The 17,802-nt window shown below is 69.0% G+C and carries 12 protein-coding genes, 3 pseudogenes and 2 CRISPR repeat arrays; of the genes and pseudogenes, 2 read left to right on the top strand and 13 right to left on the bottom strand.

Annotated features, from left to right (window positions below):
* Positions 1-6: 6 nt before the first annotated feature.
* Positions 7-945, top strand: a pseudogene (locus IF11_RS36745) (ISL3 family transposase); the annotation flags it as partial.
* A gap of 69 nt (positions 946-1,014) precedes the next feature.
* Here the strand turns inward: IF11_RS36745 and IF11_RS0117505 are convergent.
* From IF11_RS0117505 to IF11_RS41325, 9 genes are all read right to left on the bottom strand, one after another.
* Positions 1,015-1,542, bottom strand: coding sequence for a DinB family protein (locus IF11_RS0117505; protein ID WP_030352544.1), 528 nt, complete (start codon positions 1,540-1,542; stop codon positions 1,015-1,017).
* Positions 1,543-1,744: 202 nt separating this feature from the next.
* A CRISPR array of direct repeats spans positions 1,745-2,445; the repeat unit is 29 nt; unit sequence GGGACCATCCCCGCGGGCGCGGGGAGCAG.
* Between the two features lie 93 nt (positions 2,446-2,538).
* Complete coding sequence (gene cas2e / locus IF11_RS0117500) at positions 2,539-2,889, bottom strand: type I-E CRISPR-associated endoribonuclease Cas2e (RefSeq protein WP_030352543.1); 351 nt, start codon at positions 2,887-2,889, stop codon at positions 2,539-2,541.
* The gene (gene cas1e, locus IF11_RS0117495; protein ID WP_030352542.1) at positions 2,886-3,854 is read right to left on the bottom strand and encodes a type I-E CRISPR-associated endonuclease Cas1e; all 969 of its coding nucleotides are present in this window, start codon (positions 3,852-3,854) and stop codon (positions 2,886-2,888) included. Before cas1e ends, cas2e begins: the two co-directional genes overlap by 4 nt.
* A 4-nt stretch (positions 3,855-3,858) precedes the next feature.
* The gene (cas6e, locus tag IF11_RS0117490; RefSeq protein WP_030352541.1) at positions 3,859-4,644 is read right to left on the bottom strand and encodes a type I-E CRISPR-associated protein Cas6/Cse3/CasE; all 786 of its coding nucleotides are present in this window, start codon (positions 4,642-4,644) and stop codon (positions 3,859-3,861) included.
* The gene (gene cas5e, locus IF11_RS0117485; RefSeq protein ID WP_030352540.1) at positions 4,644-5,387 is read right to left on the bottom strand and encodes a type I-E CRISPR-associated protein Cas5/CasD; all 744 of its coding nucleotides are present in this window, start codon (positions 5,385-5,387) and stop codon (positions 4,644-4,646) included. Before cas5e ends, cas6e begins: the two co-directional genes overlap by 1 nt.
* Positions 5,384-6,577: a type I-E CRISPR-associated protein Cas7/Cse4/CasC gene (gene cas7e / locus IF11_RS0117480; protein WP_030352539.1), complete on the bottom strand. Its 1,194-nt coding sequence runs from the start codon at positions 6,575-6,577 to the stop codon at positions 5,384-5,386. Before cas7e ends, cas5e begins: the two co-directional genes overlap by 4 nt.
* Entirely contained in the window at positions 6,574-7,260 is a 687-nt protein-coding gene (gene casB, locus IF11_RS0117475) for a type I-E CRISPR-associated protein Cse2/CasB (protein WP_030352538.1), read from the bottom strand. The genes cas7e and casB overlap by 4 nt, the downstream gene beginning before the upstream one ends.
* Positions 7,257-8,921, bottom strand: coding sequence for a type I-E CRISPR-associated protein Cse1/CasA (casA, locus tag IF11_RS41330; protein ID WP_030352537.1), 1,665 nt, complete (start codon positions 8,919-8,921; stop codon positions 7,257-7,259). The genes casB and casA overlap by 4 nt, the downstream gene beginning before the upstream one ends.
* Positions 8,914-11,808, bottom strand: coding sequence for a CRISPR-associated helicase/endonuclease Cas3 (locus IF11_RS41325; RefSeq protein ID WP_051746015.1), 2,895 nt, complete (start codon positions 11,806-11,808; stop codon positions 8,914-8,916). The genes casA and IF11_RS41325 overlap by 8 nt, the downstream gene beginning before the upstream one ends.
* A 262-nt stretch (positions 11,809-12,070) precedes the next feature.
* Positions 12,071-13,502: a CRISPR direct-repeat array (repeat unit 29 nt; unit sequence CTGCTCCCCGCACCCGCGGGGATGGTCCC).
* Positions 13,503-14,043: 541 nt separating this feature from the next.
* On the opposite strand from IF11_RS41325, the gene IF11_RS0117460 reads away from it, so the two are divergent.
* A complete protein-coding gene (locus IF11_RS0117460; protein WP_030352535.1) occupies positions 14,044-14,238 on the top strand; it encodes a hypothetical protein in 195 nt (64 codons plus the stop codon).
* 522 nt (positions 14,239-14,760) lie between these two features.
* On the opposite strand, the gene IF11_RS0117455 is transcribed toward IF11_RS0117460, so the two are convergent.
* From IF11_RS0117455 to IF11_RS0117445, 4 genes and pseudogenes are all read right to left on the bottom strand, one after another.
* Positions 14,761-15,438: an Lsr2 family DNA-binding protein gene (locus IF11_RS0117455; protein WP_030352534.1), complete on the bottom strand. Its 678-nt coding sequence runs from the start codon at positions 15,436-15,438 to the stop codon at positions 14,761-14,763.
* A complete protein-coding gene (locus tag IF11_RS38955) occupies positions 15,435-16,571 on the bottom strand; it encodes an RHS repeat-associated core domain-containing protein (protein ID WP_276311269.1) in 1,137 nt (378 codons plus the stop codon). Before IF11_RS38955 ends, IF11_RS0117455 begins: the two co-directional genes overlap by 4 nt.
* Positions 16,480-16,920, bottom strand: a pseudogene (locus IF11_RS43415) (hypothetical protein); the annotation flags it as partial. The gene IF11_RS38955 and the pseudogene IF11_RS43415, both read right to left, overlap by 92 nt.
* A pseudogene (locus IF11_RS0117445) lies at positions 16,806-17,708 on the bottom strand (IS3 family transposase); the annotation flags it as partial. The pseudogenes IF11_RS0117445 and IF11_RS43415, both read right to left, overlap by 115 nt.
* Positions 17,709-17,802: the final 94 nt, after the last annotated feature.

Raw genomic sequence — 17,802 nt, 5'->3', positions numbered from 1 at the left:
AGGGCCGTGGGAGAAGGGCCTGCGTTGCAGGTACCTCGCCGACGGCCCACCAGTACCCTCTGGCACAACCTCAGCGAGGCCGCCGAGCGGAGCATCGCCCAGCACCGCCGATGCCTGCGAGTCCTGGTGCCCGAGACACCTGAAACGCCCGAGACGGAGCCCGACCCGGCGGAGGAGTCCTCCGGCTCACCATGGCCGACCGGCCACCGGTTCGCCGACCGAACCCGGACCGTGCATGCCACGGTCCATGCCCTGGTCGAGGCAGGACACAGCCGTCGCGCCATCCAGCGGCAGCTCGGCATGACCAGCCGAACCGTCAAACGGTACGCGGACGCCGCCAAGCCGGAAGACCTCTTCACCGGGCAGTGGCAGACCCGGACCTCGGTCCTCGACGAGTACAAGACCTACCTGGACGACCGGTGGAACGAGGGCCGCACCAACGCCTGGAAACTATGGGAAGAGATCGTCCCGCTCGGCTACAAAGGCAGCTACCAACGCGTTCGTGCCTACCTCCGCCAGAAACGCACCTCGCCGCGGCCCCTTACAGCCCGTCCTCCCTCGCCCCGGGCCGTCGCCGGATGGGTTCTCCGCCGCCCTGAAACCCTCTCCGAGACCGAACACCTCCACCTGAAGAACGTCCGGGCCAACTGCCCCGAGATCGACGCACTCACCAGGCATGTCAGGTCCTTCGCGACCATGCTCACCGAGCGCCAGGGGGAGCGCCTGCCGGACTGGCTCGCCGCCGTCAGGCAGGACGACCTCCCCAGCCTCCACACCCTCGCCGCGGGCATCGACCGCGACCGCGAAGCAGTCATCGCCGGCTTCACGCTCCCCTGGAATTCGGGTGTCGTCGAAGGGCATGTCAACCGGATCAAGATGCTCAAGCGCCAAATGTTCGGCCGGGCCGACTTCCAACTCCTCGGAAAAAGAGTCCTGTTGTCGTAACAGCTGGCGACGGTGCCACGACACTACTGGTGAATAAAGCCAGCCGAACAAGCTGTCGCCAACCGCATTTCACGCCCCGGCGACACCGTCGATGCGCTCCCGGATCAGGTCGGCATGGCCGTTGTGACGTGCGTACTCCTCGATCATGTGGACCATGATCCAGCGCAGCGAAACACCTCCGTCACCTACGTGGCTGGCTTCCTGCTCAGACAGCCGACCGGAGTCGTCCAGCGAGGCGGCAGCGATGAGCTCACGCCCTCGAACGATCTCTGTCTGCCAGACCGCCACGGCCTCGTCGAGTCCTCGGCCATCCTCAAGTGCAAAGCCGTCGACGTTGCTCTCCCCGAAGACTGCGTGCACGTCCTGGCCTGCGAACACACGTTGGAACCAGTTGCGTTCCACCTCGGCCATGTGCTGGATGAGGCCCAGCAGCGTCATCGACGACGGCGCAGCCGAGGCCAGCCGTAATTGATCGTCTTTGAGGCCCGAACACTTCAGGGCGAGAGTGGCACGGTGAAAGTCGAGCCACGATTCGAGCATGGCGCGCTCGCCAGCACGTGCGGGTGGGATAGGGCGTCCATCCGGTGTCGAGGTCATGCCAGGACCCTGACACACGCCGCCATGAACTTCGCGGGCCTTCGCTGGCAACGAACACGCGCTACCGCCCTCTCCCAACGAGCCATTTGGACTCTGCCGCCCGGAAATTCGAAGGCAAGGCGGATCACTGAGAGTGGTCGCGTCACAGAAGTTGAGCCAGAGCCGAGCAGGGCGAACGGCTCCGTGCCGTCTCCGCGGAGACGGGACCATCCCCGCGGGCGCGGGGAGCAGTCGCCGTCGCGCTGCATGGGCTTCCCGCAGCAGGGACCATCCCCGCGGGCGCGGGGAGCAGTGCTGACCGCCGACCGGCCGCACCAGCCGGTAGGGACCATCCCCGCGGGCGCGGTGAGCAGTGAACCCCGTAACAGCAGGTCAAGGACCGTCAGGGACCATCCCCGCGGGCGCGGGGAGCAGCTGGCAGCCGATCTCGCCGCGGCCTCCGCCGAGGGACCATCCCCGCGGGCGCGGGGAGCAGCCCTCCTGCCGGTGGACGCACAGGTCGCAGCGGGGACCATCCCCGCGGGCGCGGGGAGCAGTTGCTGATCGGCTCCTTCTTCAGCGCCGAGGAGGGACCATCCCCGCGGGCGCGGGGAGCAGCCTACGACTACGGGCTCGCCCGCGAGTACGAGGGGACCATCCCCGCGGGCGCGGGGAGCAGCGGCACGTGAGGAAGCTCGGGAGGCAGGGCTCGGGACCATCCCCGCGGGCGCGGGGAGCAGTACACCGTGGCGCCCTCCGAGTCCCGGGTCACGGGACCATCCCCGCGGGCGCGGGGAGCAGAGCGCAGCAGCCGGGGCGCGGGTGCGGTGGTCGGGACCATCCCCGCGGGCGCGGGGAGCAGGTCCTCCGCGTCACGGTCCTCAGGAACCCACCCGGGACCATCCCCGCGGGCGCGGGGAGCAGACTCCGTGACCTGGGGTTTTAGCGCAGAGGAAACCGGTTCTGAAGCACTTTCATCGAATTCGACATTTCCCTCAAAAGTGACGTCGGATCGGGTCAGCCTCTTCCGAATCGGCGGCGTTTGGCTGCTTTGCTCCAGCCGGATTGCGGTTCGGCGGTTACCGGGCGGGTGTTGGTGTCCGGGCGTCGGATCAAGGTGATGCCTTCATGGTCGGCGGGATGCCAGGCGTGATCGTGGGTACGGAAGGTGAAGCCCTGTTCGTTGTTGGTGGTATGGGCAAGTAGGGCGCGGCCTTGGCCTGCGTACTGCTCGACCTCCTCCCAGAGGATGTCGCGGATTCTTGCTGAGGGGTTGCCGATGAAAACACCGGCGGAGATTTCCAGGAGCCAGCGGGTGAGGAACCCCCGTAGGCCGGCGGGACAGTTGGTGAGGACGATCACGGTCACCAGATGACCGCCTCGTCGGCGTCTCCGTAGTTGCGTCCTGCGGCTACTTCGTGGCCGCCGTCGCTCTGAAGCGTGACGCGGTCTTCTTCGCCTGCGTCATGCGTGTCCCCCGTGCCCGCGCCGTTCGGCAGCAAGAGGTGCTTGATGTCGTTGACGCAGCGGTTCAGCAGTCCGGTTTCGTTGATGTGGTCGCGAAGGCCTCGGCGGGTGCGGGGGCCGACGTCTTGTTCTGATTCGGCTGCGATATCGAAGGCGAGGGGGATGCCGATCTCGGTTTTGTAGAGGTCGGCGATGTCCAGGACGAAGGAGAGCTCGTGGCCGGAGTGGACGAAGCCAAGGCCGGGGCTGCATCCGAGAGAGGCGACCACAGCGTGGGCGATGCCGTACATGCATTGGGCGGCGGCGGTGATGCCCTGGTTGACGGCGTCGCCGCTGGAGAAGTCTCCCGGGGTGTATTTCCTGCCGCGCCAGGGGACGCCGGTCCGAGCGGCCTGGGCGCGGTAGCAGTCTTTGACACGGTCGCCTTCTCGGCCGAGGAGTTGATGACGGGTGAGTCCGTCCGGGTCTTCGTCGGGGAAGCGCAGCCGGTACATGGCACGGGCGACGGCGAGTCGGCTGCGCATGTTGGCCCATCGAGTGGCCTGGGCCTCGACGAGCGCGGCCGAGCGGCTCAGCGCCCGGCCGCCGGCGTAGTAGCGCACGCCATGCTCCCCCACCCAGGCGACGCAGGCGCCGGTTTCGCCGAGGAGGCTCATTGCCTGGTGGGTGATGCGGGTACCGGGGCCCAGGAGGAGGGTGCCGATGGTGGCGGATGGGATGTGGGTGGTGCCGTCGGCGTCCTCGGCGGTGATCGCGTTGGAGTCCCGGTGGATGGTGCAGCGTTCCAGGTAGATGAAGGAGACGCGTTCACCGGTGCGGGTCAGGTGGCGGGGGGTGAGCGCGGGGCGCTTCCCGACTGTCGTCACCGGCTCACCCCTCCGGCTTCGGGGGGCTCGGGACCGGGGCAAGAGTCATCAGTCCGCAGCCGTACGCCTTGGCACGGCCCAGCCCCTGGGCGAGCGTGCGGCGCAGTGCGTCGGCGTCGGTGACTTCGAGGCGTCCGTCGAAAGTGACCGTCACGACTTTCACCCGGTGAGCTGGTGACCTGTCTTCGCGGGATTTGGCGAAGGACAGGGCTCGCTCGTCGCGGACGGTCAGTTCGTACCGGTCTCCGTGGTGTTCGTACTTCTTGTCGGTGGTGCCGCCGGGCAGCAGCCGCTTGTCCTGCGGCTTCTCGACGACGCGGAATCCGGCGCGTTGCTGACGGACGGGATCGAGGAGCCAGCCCTTCTGGTGGACGGGCGTGAGGTGTGCCGTGCGTTTGGTCGGTTCGCCGTCCTTGCGCCGGATGTGGTGGACGGGGTTGGCGGTGAGCCGGAACTCCCAGAGGCCGCCGGTGGTGAGGCGGTCGAGGAAGGGGGCGTACGGGCGGCTCTGCCAGCCAGGAGTGTCCGGACTGGCGGCTGCGGCAGGCCAGCCGGCCTGTTCGACGAGGTGGGTCAGGTCCGGTGTGCCGGGGCTCACGATGTAGAGGAAGACCTCGGCCTTGGCGTTGTGGTCGAGACGCCACAGCACCCGGGGGCCGCCGGTGTTCGTGCTGGTCGGAAGCAGGGCGGGAAACGACGCCATGACGGCCGCGTGCAGCGACTGGGGTGAGGAGAGCAGGCGACGGGCTCCGGGGCGCGCGGTGTTCACGCGGAAGCGGGTCAGATACATCAGGGGTTTTCTTCCTCCAGGGCGTCGAACGGTTCGTGTCGTCGTACCGGGCGGGCTGTGGCCGGCACACGGGCCGCCACGGCGCGCGGGTTCGATACGTCCACGCTGGTGCTGACCACGGAGCGCAGCGCGTGCCGCCGGTGCTCGGCGGCGAAGCTGAGGGGCTGGTCACGCTGCTCGTCCCCGTGCTGCTCGTCGGGGGCGGCTTCCCTCAGGACGACCAAGGGCACGGTGGGATCGGTGCGGCGGAGCTTCTGGTACCAGGGGGCGGCCTGCCAGGGCTCGTCGCGCAGCGTCTGCTGAAGGCAGGCGTCGCGGATGCCGAGCTCCAGCGGGAGGGCCGGCGGGCAGGAGCGGCGGCCGAGGAAGAGCGGGTGGGCCGGGGTGCGCAGGGCTTCGTGCAGTTCGTTCAGGAGAGTGAGGTCTCCTTCTACGGCGGCGACGAAGACGGCGTCGGCGAGGTAGAAGCGTTCGGACAGCGGCATGGATTTGCCGGTGTCGGCATGGTGGGCGGTCTGGAAGTCCCTTAGGCGCGTGCCTGGCTGGTCGATACGGACGCCGAAGCGCAGGGCGGCCAGCCGGGCCAGGCCGGTGTCGTCACCGCGGTCGAGGCCCAGGGCGGCGGCGAGCATGCCGATGACGCCGCTCTTGGTGGGGGCAGACTCGGTGGTGCGGCGGACGAAGCGGGCCGATGCCCCCCAGGCCTGCAGGGGGCCGGCCAGCCGGAGCAGCAGCACGCTCATGCGGGCTTGTCCAGACGCTCCGCGACGGCCTGGCCGACCGACTGGACCAGGTCGCTCAGGCGCTGCGTCTCGGTGCCGAGGCCGGAGAGCTTCTCGGTGTTCGGTCCAACCCGCAGTACCCAGGAGAGGGTGGACTCCTCGTCGCCGTACGCACGCTCCACGTCCGGGATGTACTCGGCAAGTCGGGCCACGGCCTCGCGCAGGTGACCGCTCTCACCGGTGACGGGGTCCTCGAACGCGGCGACGAAGCTGATGGGCCGCGTGGTGCGCAGTTTCACCACCACGGCGTCGGGGAGGGTGTGATGCCCGAACGTGTTGATCTTGCCGGTCGGCAGGGATTCGAGGAAGCTCCGTACGAATGCCTCGACCGCGCGCCGCACCGGCGCCGTGCGCGGTTCTTCCTCGCGCAGTCCCTCTCCCAGATTCTTGGCGAGCTGGTGGACGCCGAGTGCCGCGTAGCGGTAGAGGGTGGCTGAGTTGAAGTCGACGGTGCCGATCATTCCGGCTCCCGACTCCGCGTCGGTGTTCTCGTCGTCCACGGCGGTGTAGTAGTCGGACTCGTTGTCGACACGGTGCACGCTGATGGCATGGGCGACCTGAACAGCAGCGTCGACGTTGAAGTCGGCGGAGTCGGCGACCATGCGGCCGAACAGCGCGATGTCGACGGAGTGCCGGGTGTCGGCGACCTCCCGGGCGCGCGCCTTGTTGTCCTTGTCCTTCAGGTAGACCTTGATGTCGTCGGCGCCCTCGATGGCCAGCGCGGCGAGACCGTCGAGCTGCCGGGCGCTGAGGAACATCAGGTACTTGGACTCCGGTGCCGGCTCGTCCGCGCCGTCCTTGGCGGCGTCGGCTTTCCGCTTGGGCACCTCGATCTTGGAGCCGGTGGCTCCGTGGATCACTTCGGCCGCGAGCCGGAGGGCTTCGGCCCCGTTCAATGCGGGGTCCATGGCAGTGATGCGGGCGGCGAGGACTTCGGCGACCTTCTTTGTCCGTACGCCCAGCTCGTTCGGGTCGAGGAGGTTCTCGTCGCTGAAGTAGGTACGGGTGGCTCGCTTCCATGCCTGGCTGGACACGCGGGCGCGGGGCACACCTCCGTACACGGCGGACTTCGGGGCACCCGTGTCGTCCCGGTTGAGATTGCTGGGCGGCACGGTCTGAAGCGCGTGCACGTCGAGGAAGATGCGGTTCACGAGGCGTCCTTGTCCGTGAGGTCGGTGGTGTCGTCGTCGGATGAGGCCGGGGCATCGGCGCCGTTGTCCTGGGGCGCGCGGTAGGAGTGGAACGACCGTCCCCAGGCACGGCGTACGCCGTCGCGGCCGACGGGCTCCTGCCAGCGGTAGAGCTGCTCGGCCAGGAGGGCATAGTCGAGGGGGATGTCGGCGCCCCGCAGCAGCACGACGATGTCCCGCAGACGCTGGGCCAGAGCAGGCAGGTCGGGTGCGGTGCCGGCACGCACCAAACGCTTGCGAACAGGCTCCGTAATCTCGCCGGGCGGCATCAGCCGGCGCACGGCGGCGCCGAGTCCCCCAGGTGCGTACCGGCGATCGGGCCGGTGCATGGCCGTGCCGCGTGACTGCTGGTGCAGCGCCCACAGCGTCAGCACCACGTGCACGGCGTCCTCGGCGCGGGTCAGTTCGTCCTCGCTCAGCGGCCGCCCGCCGTCCTTCGGCTGGTCGTGGAGAGCTCCGGTGTCAATCAGCCCCCACAGGTCCGGCACCTGGGAGAACTCCTTGCCCGCTCCGCGGCGCAGCCGGGCCAGCGCCGCCACCGCGTAGGACTGGTCGACCAGGTAGTCCCGTTGCAGCGGGTGGATGATCTCGCCGGTGAGCTGTCCGACGCGCTGGGTGCTGGTGGGCACGGTGACGGTGGTCATGCGGGCACCTTCGGAGAGGAGTCGGAGGGGAACGGATCGCTGAGGGCCTTGCCGAGGCGGAAGCGGAACCTTGTGTCGGCGAGGGCCGAGTTGAGCCACTCGGATCCCTTCTTCGTGGCCACCACCCGGCCCTCCCACGCGGCGTCGCCCGCCTCGCTCATGAGCCGGTCACCGAGCCGCCGCACATGCCGGTACGCATCCTGCTGCCAGTGGGTGCGGTGCGCTCCGGGGTCCTCGGCCGCGGTCAGGTCCCGCAGCCAGGTGCGGTAGGGGCCGTCCAGGGTGGCGAAGCCCAGGTCACGGGCGGCCGAGCGACGCCCTTCGGTCTCGCTGCCCGCCGCGCGGGCGAGATCCGTGGCGAGATCACCGAGGGCGGTGACCGCGCTCTCCGCATCGGACACCGCATCGATGGCCTGCCGGGCATACGCGCGGTCATGCTGGTGCAGCAGGACCACACCCATGGCAAGGCGATCGTCGACCACGTCGTCGATCACGGACTGCTGGGTGCCGTAGACCGCGCCGATGACGCGCGCCCGGATGAGGAAACCGCGCGGCAGCTCGCCTTCCGTCACCAGCCTGGCAATCCATTCGAGGATGCCCGGCCGCAGTGCCTTGGCGGCTTCGGCGCCCTGTCCCGCCTCGGCCCGTCCTACGACGAGGGCTTCAAGTCCGCGCCAGGCCGAGCGCGCCGGATCATGCTCACGCGGCAGGTAGACGAGCGGCTCGCCGCGTTTCTTCTCCTGGGCGCGGCTCCTGCGCCACGCGGTCATCGGCTCGTCGGTGTGCATGTTGTGCGGAGCCAGCGGATCGCCGTAGCCGAGAACGACGCCGTGCACACCGTCCGCGTCGAAGTGCAGGCGCAGCCGGCGGCTCTGCCAGGTGTACAGGTCACGCACGCCCGACGGCCGCTGCCGGCCCGCCGGGCCGGGTCCGCACGGCTCATGCCGCCAGGCCGGACGGTCGTCGTCGCAGAACCGCGCACCGCTGGTGTCGGCGGCGACCAGGTTGAGCAGCAGAGTCTGGCGCAGCGTCTCGCCCTCGGCGAAGACACCGCCAAGAGTGCCGGCCCAGCCGACCCCGAGCGGATACACCCTGCCGCCCTTGACCCGCTCGTCGCCGTCGATCCCGGTTTTGATGCCGGAGGTGTCGTAGGCATGCGCGTGCACGACCCAGCGGGCCGCCTCGGCGAAGCCGAGGCTGCCGACGGCCGGCATCCGGGAGCTGAAGAACGGCTCACCGTTGGGCACGTCGGCCACGATCCGGTTGAGGGAGAAGACCTCGTCGCGCGCGGTACGTAACGACGCCACCTGGAAGAACGGCGTGTGCGGGTGCAGCAGGTCGAACCGTTCACGGTGCTCGTCGAGATAGCCCGCCAGCGGCCCGAAGCAGTCCTGGTCGGCCCACAGCCGCGCCCAGTGCTCGGTGTCGCTCGGGCCCTCCAGCGCGTCGTGAGCCAACGCGAGAAGCAGACGGGTGAGGGCGAACTCCTGTGTGGGCAGGTCTCCCACGACACGGCGCACCTCGCCTGCCCGCGCGAAGACGTCACGAAGCGACAGCTCGCCCTGGGTTCCGTCCCTCCACAGCACGGGGATCCACGGGCGGGACGTCAGGTCGAACGACAACGTGTCGCCCCCCGTGGATCGTTCGCCGGAGTCAGTCACCAGTCACCTCAAGGCCGTCGGTCTCGCTGTAGCGGAGTGAGAAGCCTGCCAGCCGGGTCTGACAGTCGGCGTCGAGCGCCAGAATGAGCTGGCCGGCCAGCCAATGGCTGTCCTTCACCTGCCAAGCCGGTACGTAGAGTTCCTCAAGTTCGGCGATAGCACGGTCCATGACCTCCGCGTGCGAGAACTGGATGGGCAGCCTCAGCCCGCAGCCGGCCGCGGCCCGCGCCGCAGCCGGCGCCGGAGGCCGGTCCTGGGGCAGCTCCAGCCCGCCCCGGCCCCCGCCGAGCCAGGGCACAGTGGCCAGCGACCCGTCGGCGCGCCGCTGCACGACGACCACCTCCAGGCTCTCCTTGCTGTCGCGGACCTGTGCCCGTCCGGCCCGGGTGTCGTCCGCGTCGCCCGCGCCCGCCGCGATCCAGCCGATAAGCGGCCGACCGGGCCGGCCCACCGCGTCGAGACGGAACACCTCCGCCCGTCCGGCCTGGTCCGCGCGATGCCTCTCGTGACGCTCCCGTGCCGCGGCCATCGCCCCGGACCATTCCTCGGGGCCAACCGGCGCGTCCGCGTACGCGCCCTGGACCAAGGGGCTGATGTCGTCGGGCAGCCGCACGGGCCGCTTCGGGCCGTCCAGGTGCGGCAGCAGGACAGCGGCGGAGCGCAGCAGCGCGTATGCCCCGTACACAGCGACCGATCCCCTGACCGGAGCGGGCACCTCCCCGCGCCAGTCAACGCCGGTGACCAGGCAGCGTGCCGTACGCAGCCGCGCGGGGCGCTCCGCCTGGCCCTCGCCCCGCCAGTGGCGGTGCAGGCGCCCCATCCGCTGAAGCATCAGGTCGACCGGGCACAGGTCAGTGACAAGCAGGTCGAAGTCGACATCAAGGGACTGCTCGGCAACCTGGCTGGCGACCACGATGTGCGGCCCGACCGGGCGCCGGCCATCCGCCTTTTCCGGCGGCCCGAACCGTTCGAGCAGGTCCGCGTCCTTCGCCGCGCGGTCCACGTCGATGAAACACGAGTGGGCGACAGTCACGGCCTCGTCACCGAAGCGTTCACGCAGCACGCGGGCCGTCTCCAGGACCCGCCGGACGGTATTACGAACGACCAGGGCGCAGCCACCGCCATCGAGTTCGACCGCCAGGCGGTCCGCCAGGACCATCTGGCCGTCGTCGAGCCGTTCCAGACGGACCTCCCCGCCCCGGGACGACGCCCCGGGACCTTCCACAACCGGGGCCTGACCGGGCGTCACGGTGGTCAGCAGCGGATACGTGACGGACTGGTCCACCGAGTCGAAGCCGGCGGCGTCGCCGCCCGCACCGGCGTAAGCCTGCGCGAGCTGCCGGCGCCGGGCCGCAGGAAGCGTCGCGGACAGCACCACCACCGGCACCCGGTAGGCACCCAGCCACGACAGGACCCGGTCCAGGTAGACGCTCATGTAGGTGTCGTAAGCGTGCGCCTCGTCGATCACGACGACCTTGCCCGCGACCGCGAGGTGACGCAGCGCCAGGTGACGGCTCTTCAGCCCGGCGAACAGCAGCTGGTCCACGGTGCCGGCCACGAACGACGACAACATCGCCTTCTTCCGCCCGCGCAGCCAGGCATGGGCGATCAGCTCGGCCGGAGCAGACCGCCTCTCGTCCGACGGCCGCCACCGCTCCGCCTCGGCGTCCACGTCGACAGCGGCGATCGTCTGCCGGCCGGCGCGCAGCAAATCAGCGAACTCGTCGTTGAGAGCCGCCTTGGAGTGCGCGAGCAGAACCGAGCGCCTGGCGCCCTCCTGAGCCGGTAACCGGTCCAGCCAGTCCAGCAGACGCGGAAACATCGCGTTGCCGGTGGCCATGGTGGGCAGCGCGAAGAACACCCCGCCCGCACCCGAGCGGGCAGCGAAGATCTCGGCGACAGCGAGCGCGGCCTCCGTCTTCCCCTCCCCCATCGGCGCCTCGATGATCATGAGACCGGGTACGGGCATCTCACGCGCCAACCGGACCGCGGCTTCCTGCACCGGCCTGACCTTCGCCCCCGGCGGCAGATCGAAACGCGAGGCGAACAGCTCCTGCGCGTCCCCGACCGGCTCCTCGGCCCACCACGGCGACGGCAGCCGCAGCCCACGCCAGGCCGCCGCCACCCGCTCCTCACCACCGCGCGTCTCCTGCGGAAAATACGGGAACAGATCCGGGTTACTGGCGATCCAGTCGGCGACGATCACCACAGCCGTGAGCAGTACCTGCATCGGCTGCGGCAACACGACCGCCCGCCACGCGCAGAGCCGCGCCCCCACCCGGTACTCCTCGGAGCACGCATCGAGCAACTCCTCCTGCACCCGCCGCCACAGTTTCCCGCTCGGCCCCGGCGTACGCAGCAGATGCGGCCGGTCGTACACATCGTTGAGCTGACCATGCTCCGGCGGCACCCCGTGGTGGCCACCCGGAACGACAGCGAACTGCCCGGACTGCCTTGCCGTCCAGCCGTGTCGCTCCTCCAGCCACTCCCCCAACAACACCTGCCCGGCCAGACCGTGCGGAGCGATCCTGCGGTCCTCCCCGAACTGGCGCCGGGTCTTCATCTCCAGGCCCTCCGCCCGCATACGGTCGGCGAGCTGGTCGACCTGACAGGCGAAAGCCGGCGTCGCCTTCCCGATGTCGTGCACAGCGGCCAGCCACACGCACAGCAGCCGGGCATCCCGCGCCCCGCCGGGCAACGCCTTGGCGATCAGAGCCCGCACGTTCTCGGGCAGCCAGTTGTCCCACAGCAGCCCGGCCACCGCCGCACTGTCCGCCATATGCCGCCACAGCGGTAGCCACCCCTCAGTGTCCCGATCGTGCTTGGCCCACACAGACCGCACGGGTCCCACGAGCCGGCCCCCAAGCCCCTCACGAGGCTCCTCCATCTCAACGGTCATGGCAGATGAATACAGGTAAACCACCCACCAAGACGGCCATATACGAAAAACATCCGTACACAACACCGCCCCGGATAAAATCCCCGCGGTGGTTCAGGGCAACCCCTACCATCTGGCGTTGCCCTAACCCGACGGGCCGCCGCGCACAAGCACAGAGACCCACACAATGCCCCCTACACACCTTTTGCCGGAATTGATGGAACTGCTCGGAAACCACGCCCGCCGTGAGTAACGCAGCAGGTCACGGAGTCTGCTCCCCGCACCCGCGGGGATGGTCCTCCGGTTCTGCTGGACCCCTACGGAGGCCCGCACTGCTCCCCGCACCCGCGGGGATGGTCCCTCTGCCCCGGTACGGATACGTCCGTGCCGGGGCTGCTCCCCGCACCCGCGGGGATGGTCCCCACCTGGGCCGTGAGCTGCACCTGATCCTGGGCTGCTCCCCGCACCCGCGGGGATGGTCCTTCCGGTAAAGGTTATGCAGAAGTACCGCAAAACTGCTCCCCGCACCCGCGGGGATGGTCCCGCCTCGGGGTCTGCGTCTCCTTCGAAGTATTCCTGCTCCCCGCACCCGCGGGGATGGTCCCGGGGGTAACGCCGTGGCTGTCCGTACCGTTCGCTGCTCCCCGCACCCGCGGGGATGGTCCCCGCGGGGAGCTGGCGGGGGATGTACGGCTGAACTGCTCCCCGCACCCGCGGGGATGGTCCCGGCCAGGGCCGCATCCTCTGTACGGCTCTTCACTGCTCCCCGCACCCGCGGGGATGGTCCCGCGTTTCCCTGCCCGCCTGAGCGCCTGCGGGCCTGCTCCCCGCACCCGCGGGGATGGTCCCGCGGTGTCCTCCGCCTCGCCCACCGCGCGGGTCTGCTCCCCGCACCCGCGGGGATGGTCCCTGCTGCCACGGGTCGAGGACCAGTCCGGCGCGCTGCTCCCCGCACCCGCGGGGATGGTCCCGACCCGACCTTCGGGCAGGTTCCGCTGGACGCCTGCTCCCCGCACCCGCGGGGATGGTCCCTCGCAACGGCGGCCCCGGCCACGAGGCCATCGCTGCTCCCCGCACCCGCGGGGATGGTCCCGACCGGCCCGATGGACTGCCCCACACTGTCGACTGCTCCCCGCACCCGCGGGGATGGTCCCTGGCCGGATTCATGGACGAGATCAGAGGCGCCCTGCTCCCCGCACCCGCGGGGATGGTCCCCACGAATCCCCGTCCTCGACCAGCAGCACCTGCTGCTCCCCGCACCCGCGGGGATGGTCCCAGGCCGTTCAGCAGCGGGTGTTCGCCGGGCTGCTGCTCCCCGCACCCGCGGGGATGGTCCCACCTGCGCACAGATGGTCGCCGACGCCTGGGACTGCTCCCCGCACCCGCGGGGATGGTCCCCCGAGTCGCCGCGTGCCGGCGAGGTCGACCTCCTGCTCCCCGCACCCGCGGGGATGGTCCTACGGTATCCCTCTGCCGTATTCATGGAGGGGACTGCTCCCCGCACCCGCGGGGATGGTCCCAGGACCGCGTCGCCGTCCACGACCATCAGCGGCTGCTCCCCGCACCCGCGGGGATGGTCCCGTGTGGCCGGGCAGACCGAGCCAGAACCGTTCCTGCTCCCCACACTCGCGGGGATGGTCCCCAATTCGCCTGTCCCGGGGCCACTCATCCCGTCTGCTCCCCGCACTCGCGGGGATGGCCCCAGGTAGCTGAACCAGCCGAGGCCGTGGGCTTCCTGCTTACCTCATCCTCGGGGGCCCGTCGAGTCGAACATGGCCGCCCGGGATGATCGTCTCTCCCAATTGCCCCTCGGGAATTCTTCCGCTGCCGCCAGCATTCAGTCATTCAATAGCACTATTGGCACCGGAGATGGCACCCATAACCCCGCATGTGCGGGGAGCACATATTGCTACCAACCAAAAAGGGGCCATCCCTTGAAGCAAGGGAACTTCATCGGATTCATGATGACAGGTCACTGACCGCCGACACCCAAGAGCGCGAGGAGACTTGCTACGCCGAAGGGCTGAACCCTGCTGGATTCAGCATTGGAACCGACCCGAAGCCCTCTCAGCAGGCACTACCCTCCGCGTATGCCTTTCCGAGGTCTCTACCAACTAAAAAGTTCAGATCACGGGCTCCGTCTCGTTAGAGACGACCGCCGATGACTGATCGTCGTGTCACCTCAGATCTCCGGTCCCGATGTCAGGGACAGGGTCCCAAGCTCCCAAAGCGGTGGCCGCAACGATGAATTCACCCGGCTCCCCGGACCAGAATCAGACGCTTCTGTGGCTACTCCTGGCTGCAGTACTCGGCCTGATCTTCACCGGGCTTACGTACGTGATCTATCTGCACCCCTCACTGGCGGTGCCTCTGACCGTGGCCACCAGCGGGACGGTGGCCGTACTGACTGCCCTCGGCTTCGCACTGTCCTGCGGGTAGGGGCCGAGCTCGACGCAGGCCAGCCGTAACAGGGCAGGGCACGGAGAGAGGTGACTGACGGGTGCGACGCAACCGAGCCGACGGCGCGCAACTCCGCCTGTATGGCGTTGACACCCAGGAGACCCAGGACCGCCCACCCTGCGGTCTCGAACTTCACTAGCCGCCACCGTTCGCCAAGAATGCGGCAGACGAGCTGGGACCGCTTTGACTACGCCCGTCGACCGGCGGCTGATACACCACCCCCAGGTGCTCGCCACCGGGCCACGGACGGCAGCAGGAACAGTTGAGTCTCCCCCGCACCCACAGGGAGGAGCGCACGCCTCTCTGCCAACGCACGCCGTTCACCATGCATCGACGGCTACCGAGGCCAAGGCAAGACGGACTCCAAGAATGATTTGACAGCTTTTGAGCATCTCTGCCGACAACAGCGCTTTCTTCTCGGCTCTTCCGGGGGAAGCGGATCCAGCCCTCGGGGCCCTCGCTCCGTCAGAACCCGGAATCGGAGACAGCGGGGGAGCATGCTCAGCTGCTGGTGGCCTGCTCCCATGCTTCGCGGACCTCGGCGGTGATACGGCCGCGGTCTGCCACTTCGTACCCGTTGGCGCGTGCCCATTCCCGGATGGTGTTGCTGTCGACGGGTGGTCTGGTCGGGGCCTGTGCGGGTGTCCAGAGGGTGGGTTGCGAGGGGGCGAAACTTGCCGCCTGCTCAAGGAGGTCCTTGGGGAACTGGGGGACGGCCGTCTCTCCGCTCAAGACTGAGGTGAGGAACTCGGTGAGCGTGCCGTCGAAGGTGAACCAGCGTGGCCCACGCGCTTCGTTCACGGCGATACGCCAGGCGTCAGGGGCACCTTGCGGGTCGGTGATCCAGAAGAGGTATTCGCCGTTGTCGGTGCCGCCGATGGCGAACAGGTGCTGCGGGTCGTACGGGACGGGGTGTGTGCCGCGGTCGTAGTCCGTTTGGAGCTGCACGCGGATCCTGGCGGGCATGGGGCCGGTGAGGTCGACCCATTCGGTGGCGCCATGGGGCTGGTAGATGTGGATGTAGCCGGAGAAGGCCCCGGGACCGTAGGTGGCCGCGAGCTGCTTGTAGTCCTCGGGGAGTCGCATGCCGAGGCCGGCCTCGACCCCGTTCCAGTCGATGGCGGGGGGTGGGTTCTGAGGGGGTGGGCAGAGCTGGGTGAGTGCGGCGATGGCGGTCACGGGGCTCCTCGGAGGCGGCGCTGTTGCTGTGCGGCGTGGTCGGGGTTTTCGAACTGCTCGTCAAGATGGAAGCCGCCGCTTCCGTGGGCCTCCATCTGAATCCACTTCGGGACGGAATCCTTCTTGTCGTCCGTGTATTCGAGGTAGACGTTATAGGTGACGGTCTCTCCGTCCACCGCGACGGCGTTGTAGATCGACTGCTCCAGGTCCCTCATATGCGGGCTGTTTGTAGGGTTTTGCGTGATGGTAAACAGATTATCCAGGGTGTCTCCGGAACGGCCGAGCATATTCGCCAGCATGTGTCCCCGGGCCTGGTTGTAGTCGGTGCCATGTATGAACCCAGGTGGTTTCAGCGAGTTACGCGCGTCCGTGCCTTCGTCGAGCATGTCTCTCGTGATGGTCGCGTTCATCTCGTACGGGCGGCCGTGTTCGTCCTGGGTGAAGGTGACCCGCCCTCCCCAGGTGGGGTCGGCTTCGCAACCCGCCAGGCCCAGAGGGTCGGCCAGGGTGAAGGGGTTGGGTACGTAGGCGTAGTGATTGACGGCGGGGGCGAGGCCGAGCGGGTCGGGGGTGATGTACCGGCCCAGGTCGGGGTCGTAGTAGCGGTTGACGTTGTAGTGGAGTCCGGTTTCCGGGTCGAAGTACTGGCCCGGGTAACGCAGCGGGGTGTAGGCGGTGCTGTCGCGGTTCCACTGGGTGGCGCCCCATGCCGTACTGCGGGCCCGCCACGCGAGCGACCCGTCGCCTGCGACGAGTTCGCTGGGGCTGCCGGACAGGTCGGTGACGATCGCGAAGAAGCGCCGGTCGATCTTCTCCTGGGCACGGTCGGTCTTGAACTCGCGCTGCGCCAGCGGGCGCAGCCCCGCGTAGTCCCGCGTAGTCCCACACCAGCGTCGTGCCCTCGGTGTACTGCTCGGCCAGCTGCACCCCGTCCCAGCAGTAGGAGGTGGCTTCGACGACGCGGCTCTCGGAGTCCAGGCACTGTTTGGCGATCCGGCGGCCGAGCGCGTCGTAGAGGTAGCGCCACCGTGCTCCGTCGGGGGCCTGGACGTGGGTGAGGCGGTCTTCGGCGTCCCAGGTGAAGCGCCACGTGAGGGTCTTCCCGCTGAGGGTGGTGGTCTGCCGCAGGGCAATACGGCCCTGGGCGTCGTAGTGGTACCGGCTTCGGCCGGCATGCGTGATGCGGGTGCCGTCGTAGCCGCGCGCGCCGGTGCTGTCCTGGCCGGGTGCCTGGGCGGGAAGGGCGGTGTGGGTCTGGTCTCCGTCGGTGTTGTAGGCGTACTGCTCATTCCACCCGCGTGCGTGGACGGCGGTGATCCTGCTCGCCGCGTCGAGGGTGGGCCTTGACCCGGAATCTTGGACACGGGCTATGCGGCTTGGGCCAGGGTAGTTGATGTTGGGTCGAGTGCTGTCTCGTAAGCGATGGGACTGCGTTGTCCGAGGCGGGAGTGACGGCGTCGGGTGTTGTAGCGGTTGAGCCAACGGAACGCGTCGAGGCGGGCCTCGCGTTCACTGGACCAGGTCTTGCGGCCCTGAAGCGTCTCGCGTTTGAACGTCGCGTTGAAGGACTCGGCAAGCGCGTTGTCCGCGCTGGAGCCGATCGCGCTCATAGACTGGCGGACGCCGGCCTGGCGGCAGGCGTCGGCGAAGGCACGGCTGGTGTACTGGGCCCCGTGGTCGGTGTGCATGACCGCCCCGGAGAGGCTGCCGCGGGTCCCTTCGGCGGCGGCCAGGGCGTCGATGACGAGACCGGTGCGCATGTGGTCCGCGATCGCCCAGCCGGCCAGGCGCCGTGAGGCGAGGTCGATGACGGTAGCCAGATACAAGAACTTCCCGCCATCCAGCGGGAGATAGGTAATGTCGCCGACGTACTTCGTGTTCGGCTCGCTTGCCGTGAAGTCGCGGCCGACGAGGTCCGGAGCCTTCGCCGAGGCCGGGTCCGCAACAGTGGTGCGGTGCCTGCGACGCAGCCGCACGCCTGCCAGGCCGATGCTGCGCATCACCCGCGCGATCCGCTTGTGGTTGATTCGCCCGCCCTCGTCGCGGAGTTCGGCGGTGATCCTGGGGACGCCGTAGGTGCCGTCCGACTCGCGGTGCACGGCCCGTATCCGGGCGGCGAGGCGGGCGTCGGCCGCCTGCCGGGCGGCCCGGTCCGCGGCCGTCCGACGCCAGTAGTAGAAGCTGGAGCGGGCGATGCCCAGGATGGTGCACAGCCGCTTCACGCCGTAGCGGCGGTGGTGGTCGGCAACGAACTGGAAGCGGCTCAGGACCCGTAATTTAACTACTGCTTGAGTTGATCTCGTCGTGGTGCTCGATCAGGCGCTTCAGGGCTTCGAGTGTGCGGGGAGGGTGGGTCCTGTGGAA

Source organism: Streptomyces scopuliridis RB72, from assembly GCF_000718095.1.
Classification (GTDB): domain Bacteria; phylum Actinomycetota; class Actinomycetes; order Streptomycetales; family Streptomycetaceae; genus Streptomyces; species Streptomyces scopuliridis.
This window is presented reverse-complemented; position numbering and strand designations above follow the sequence as displayed.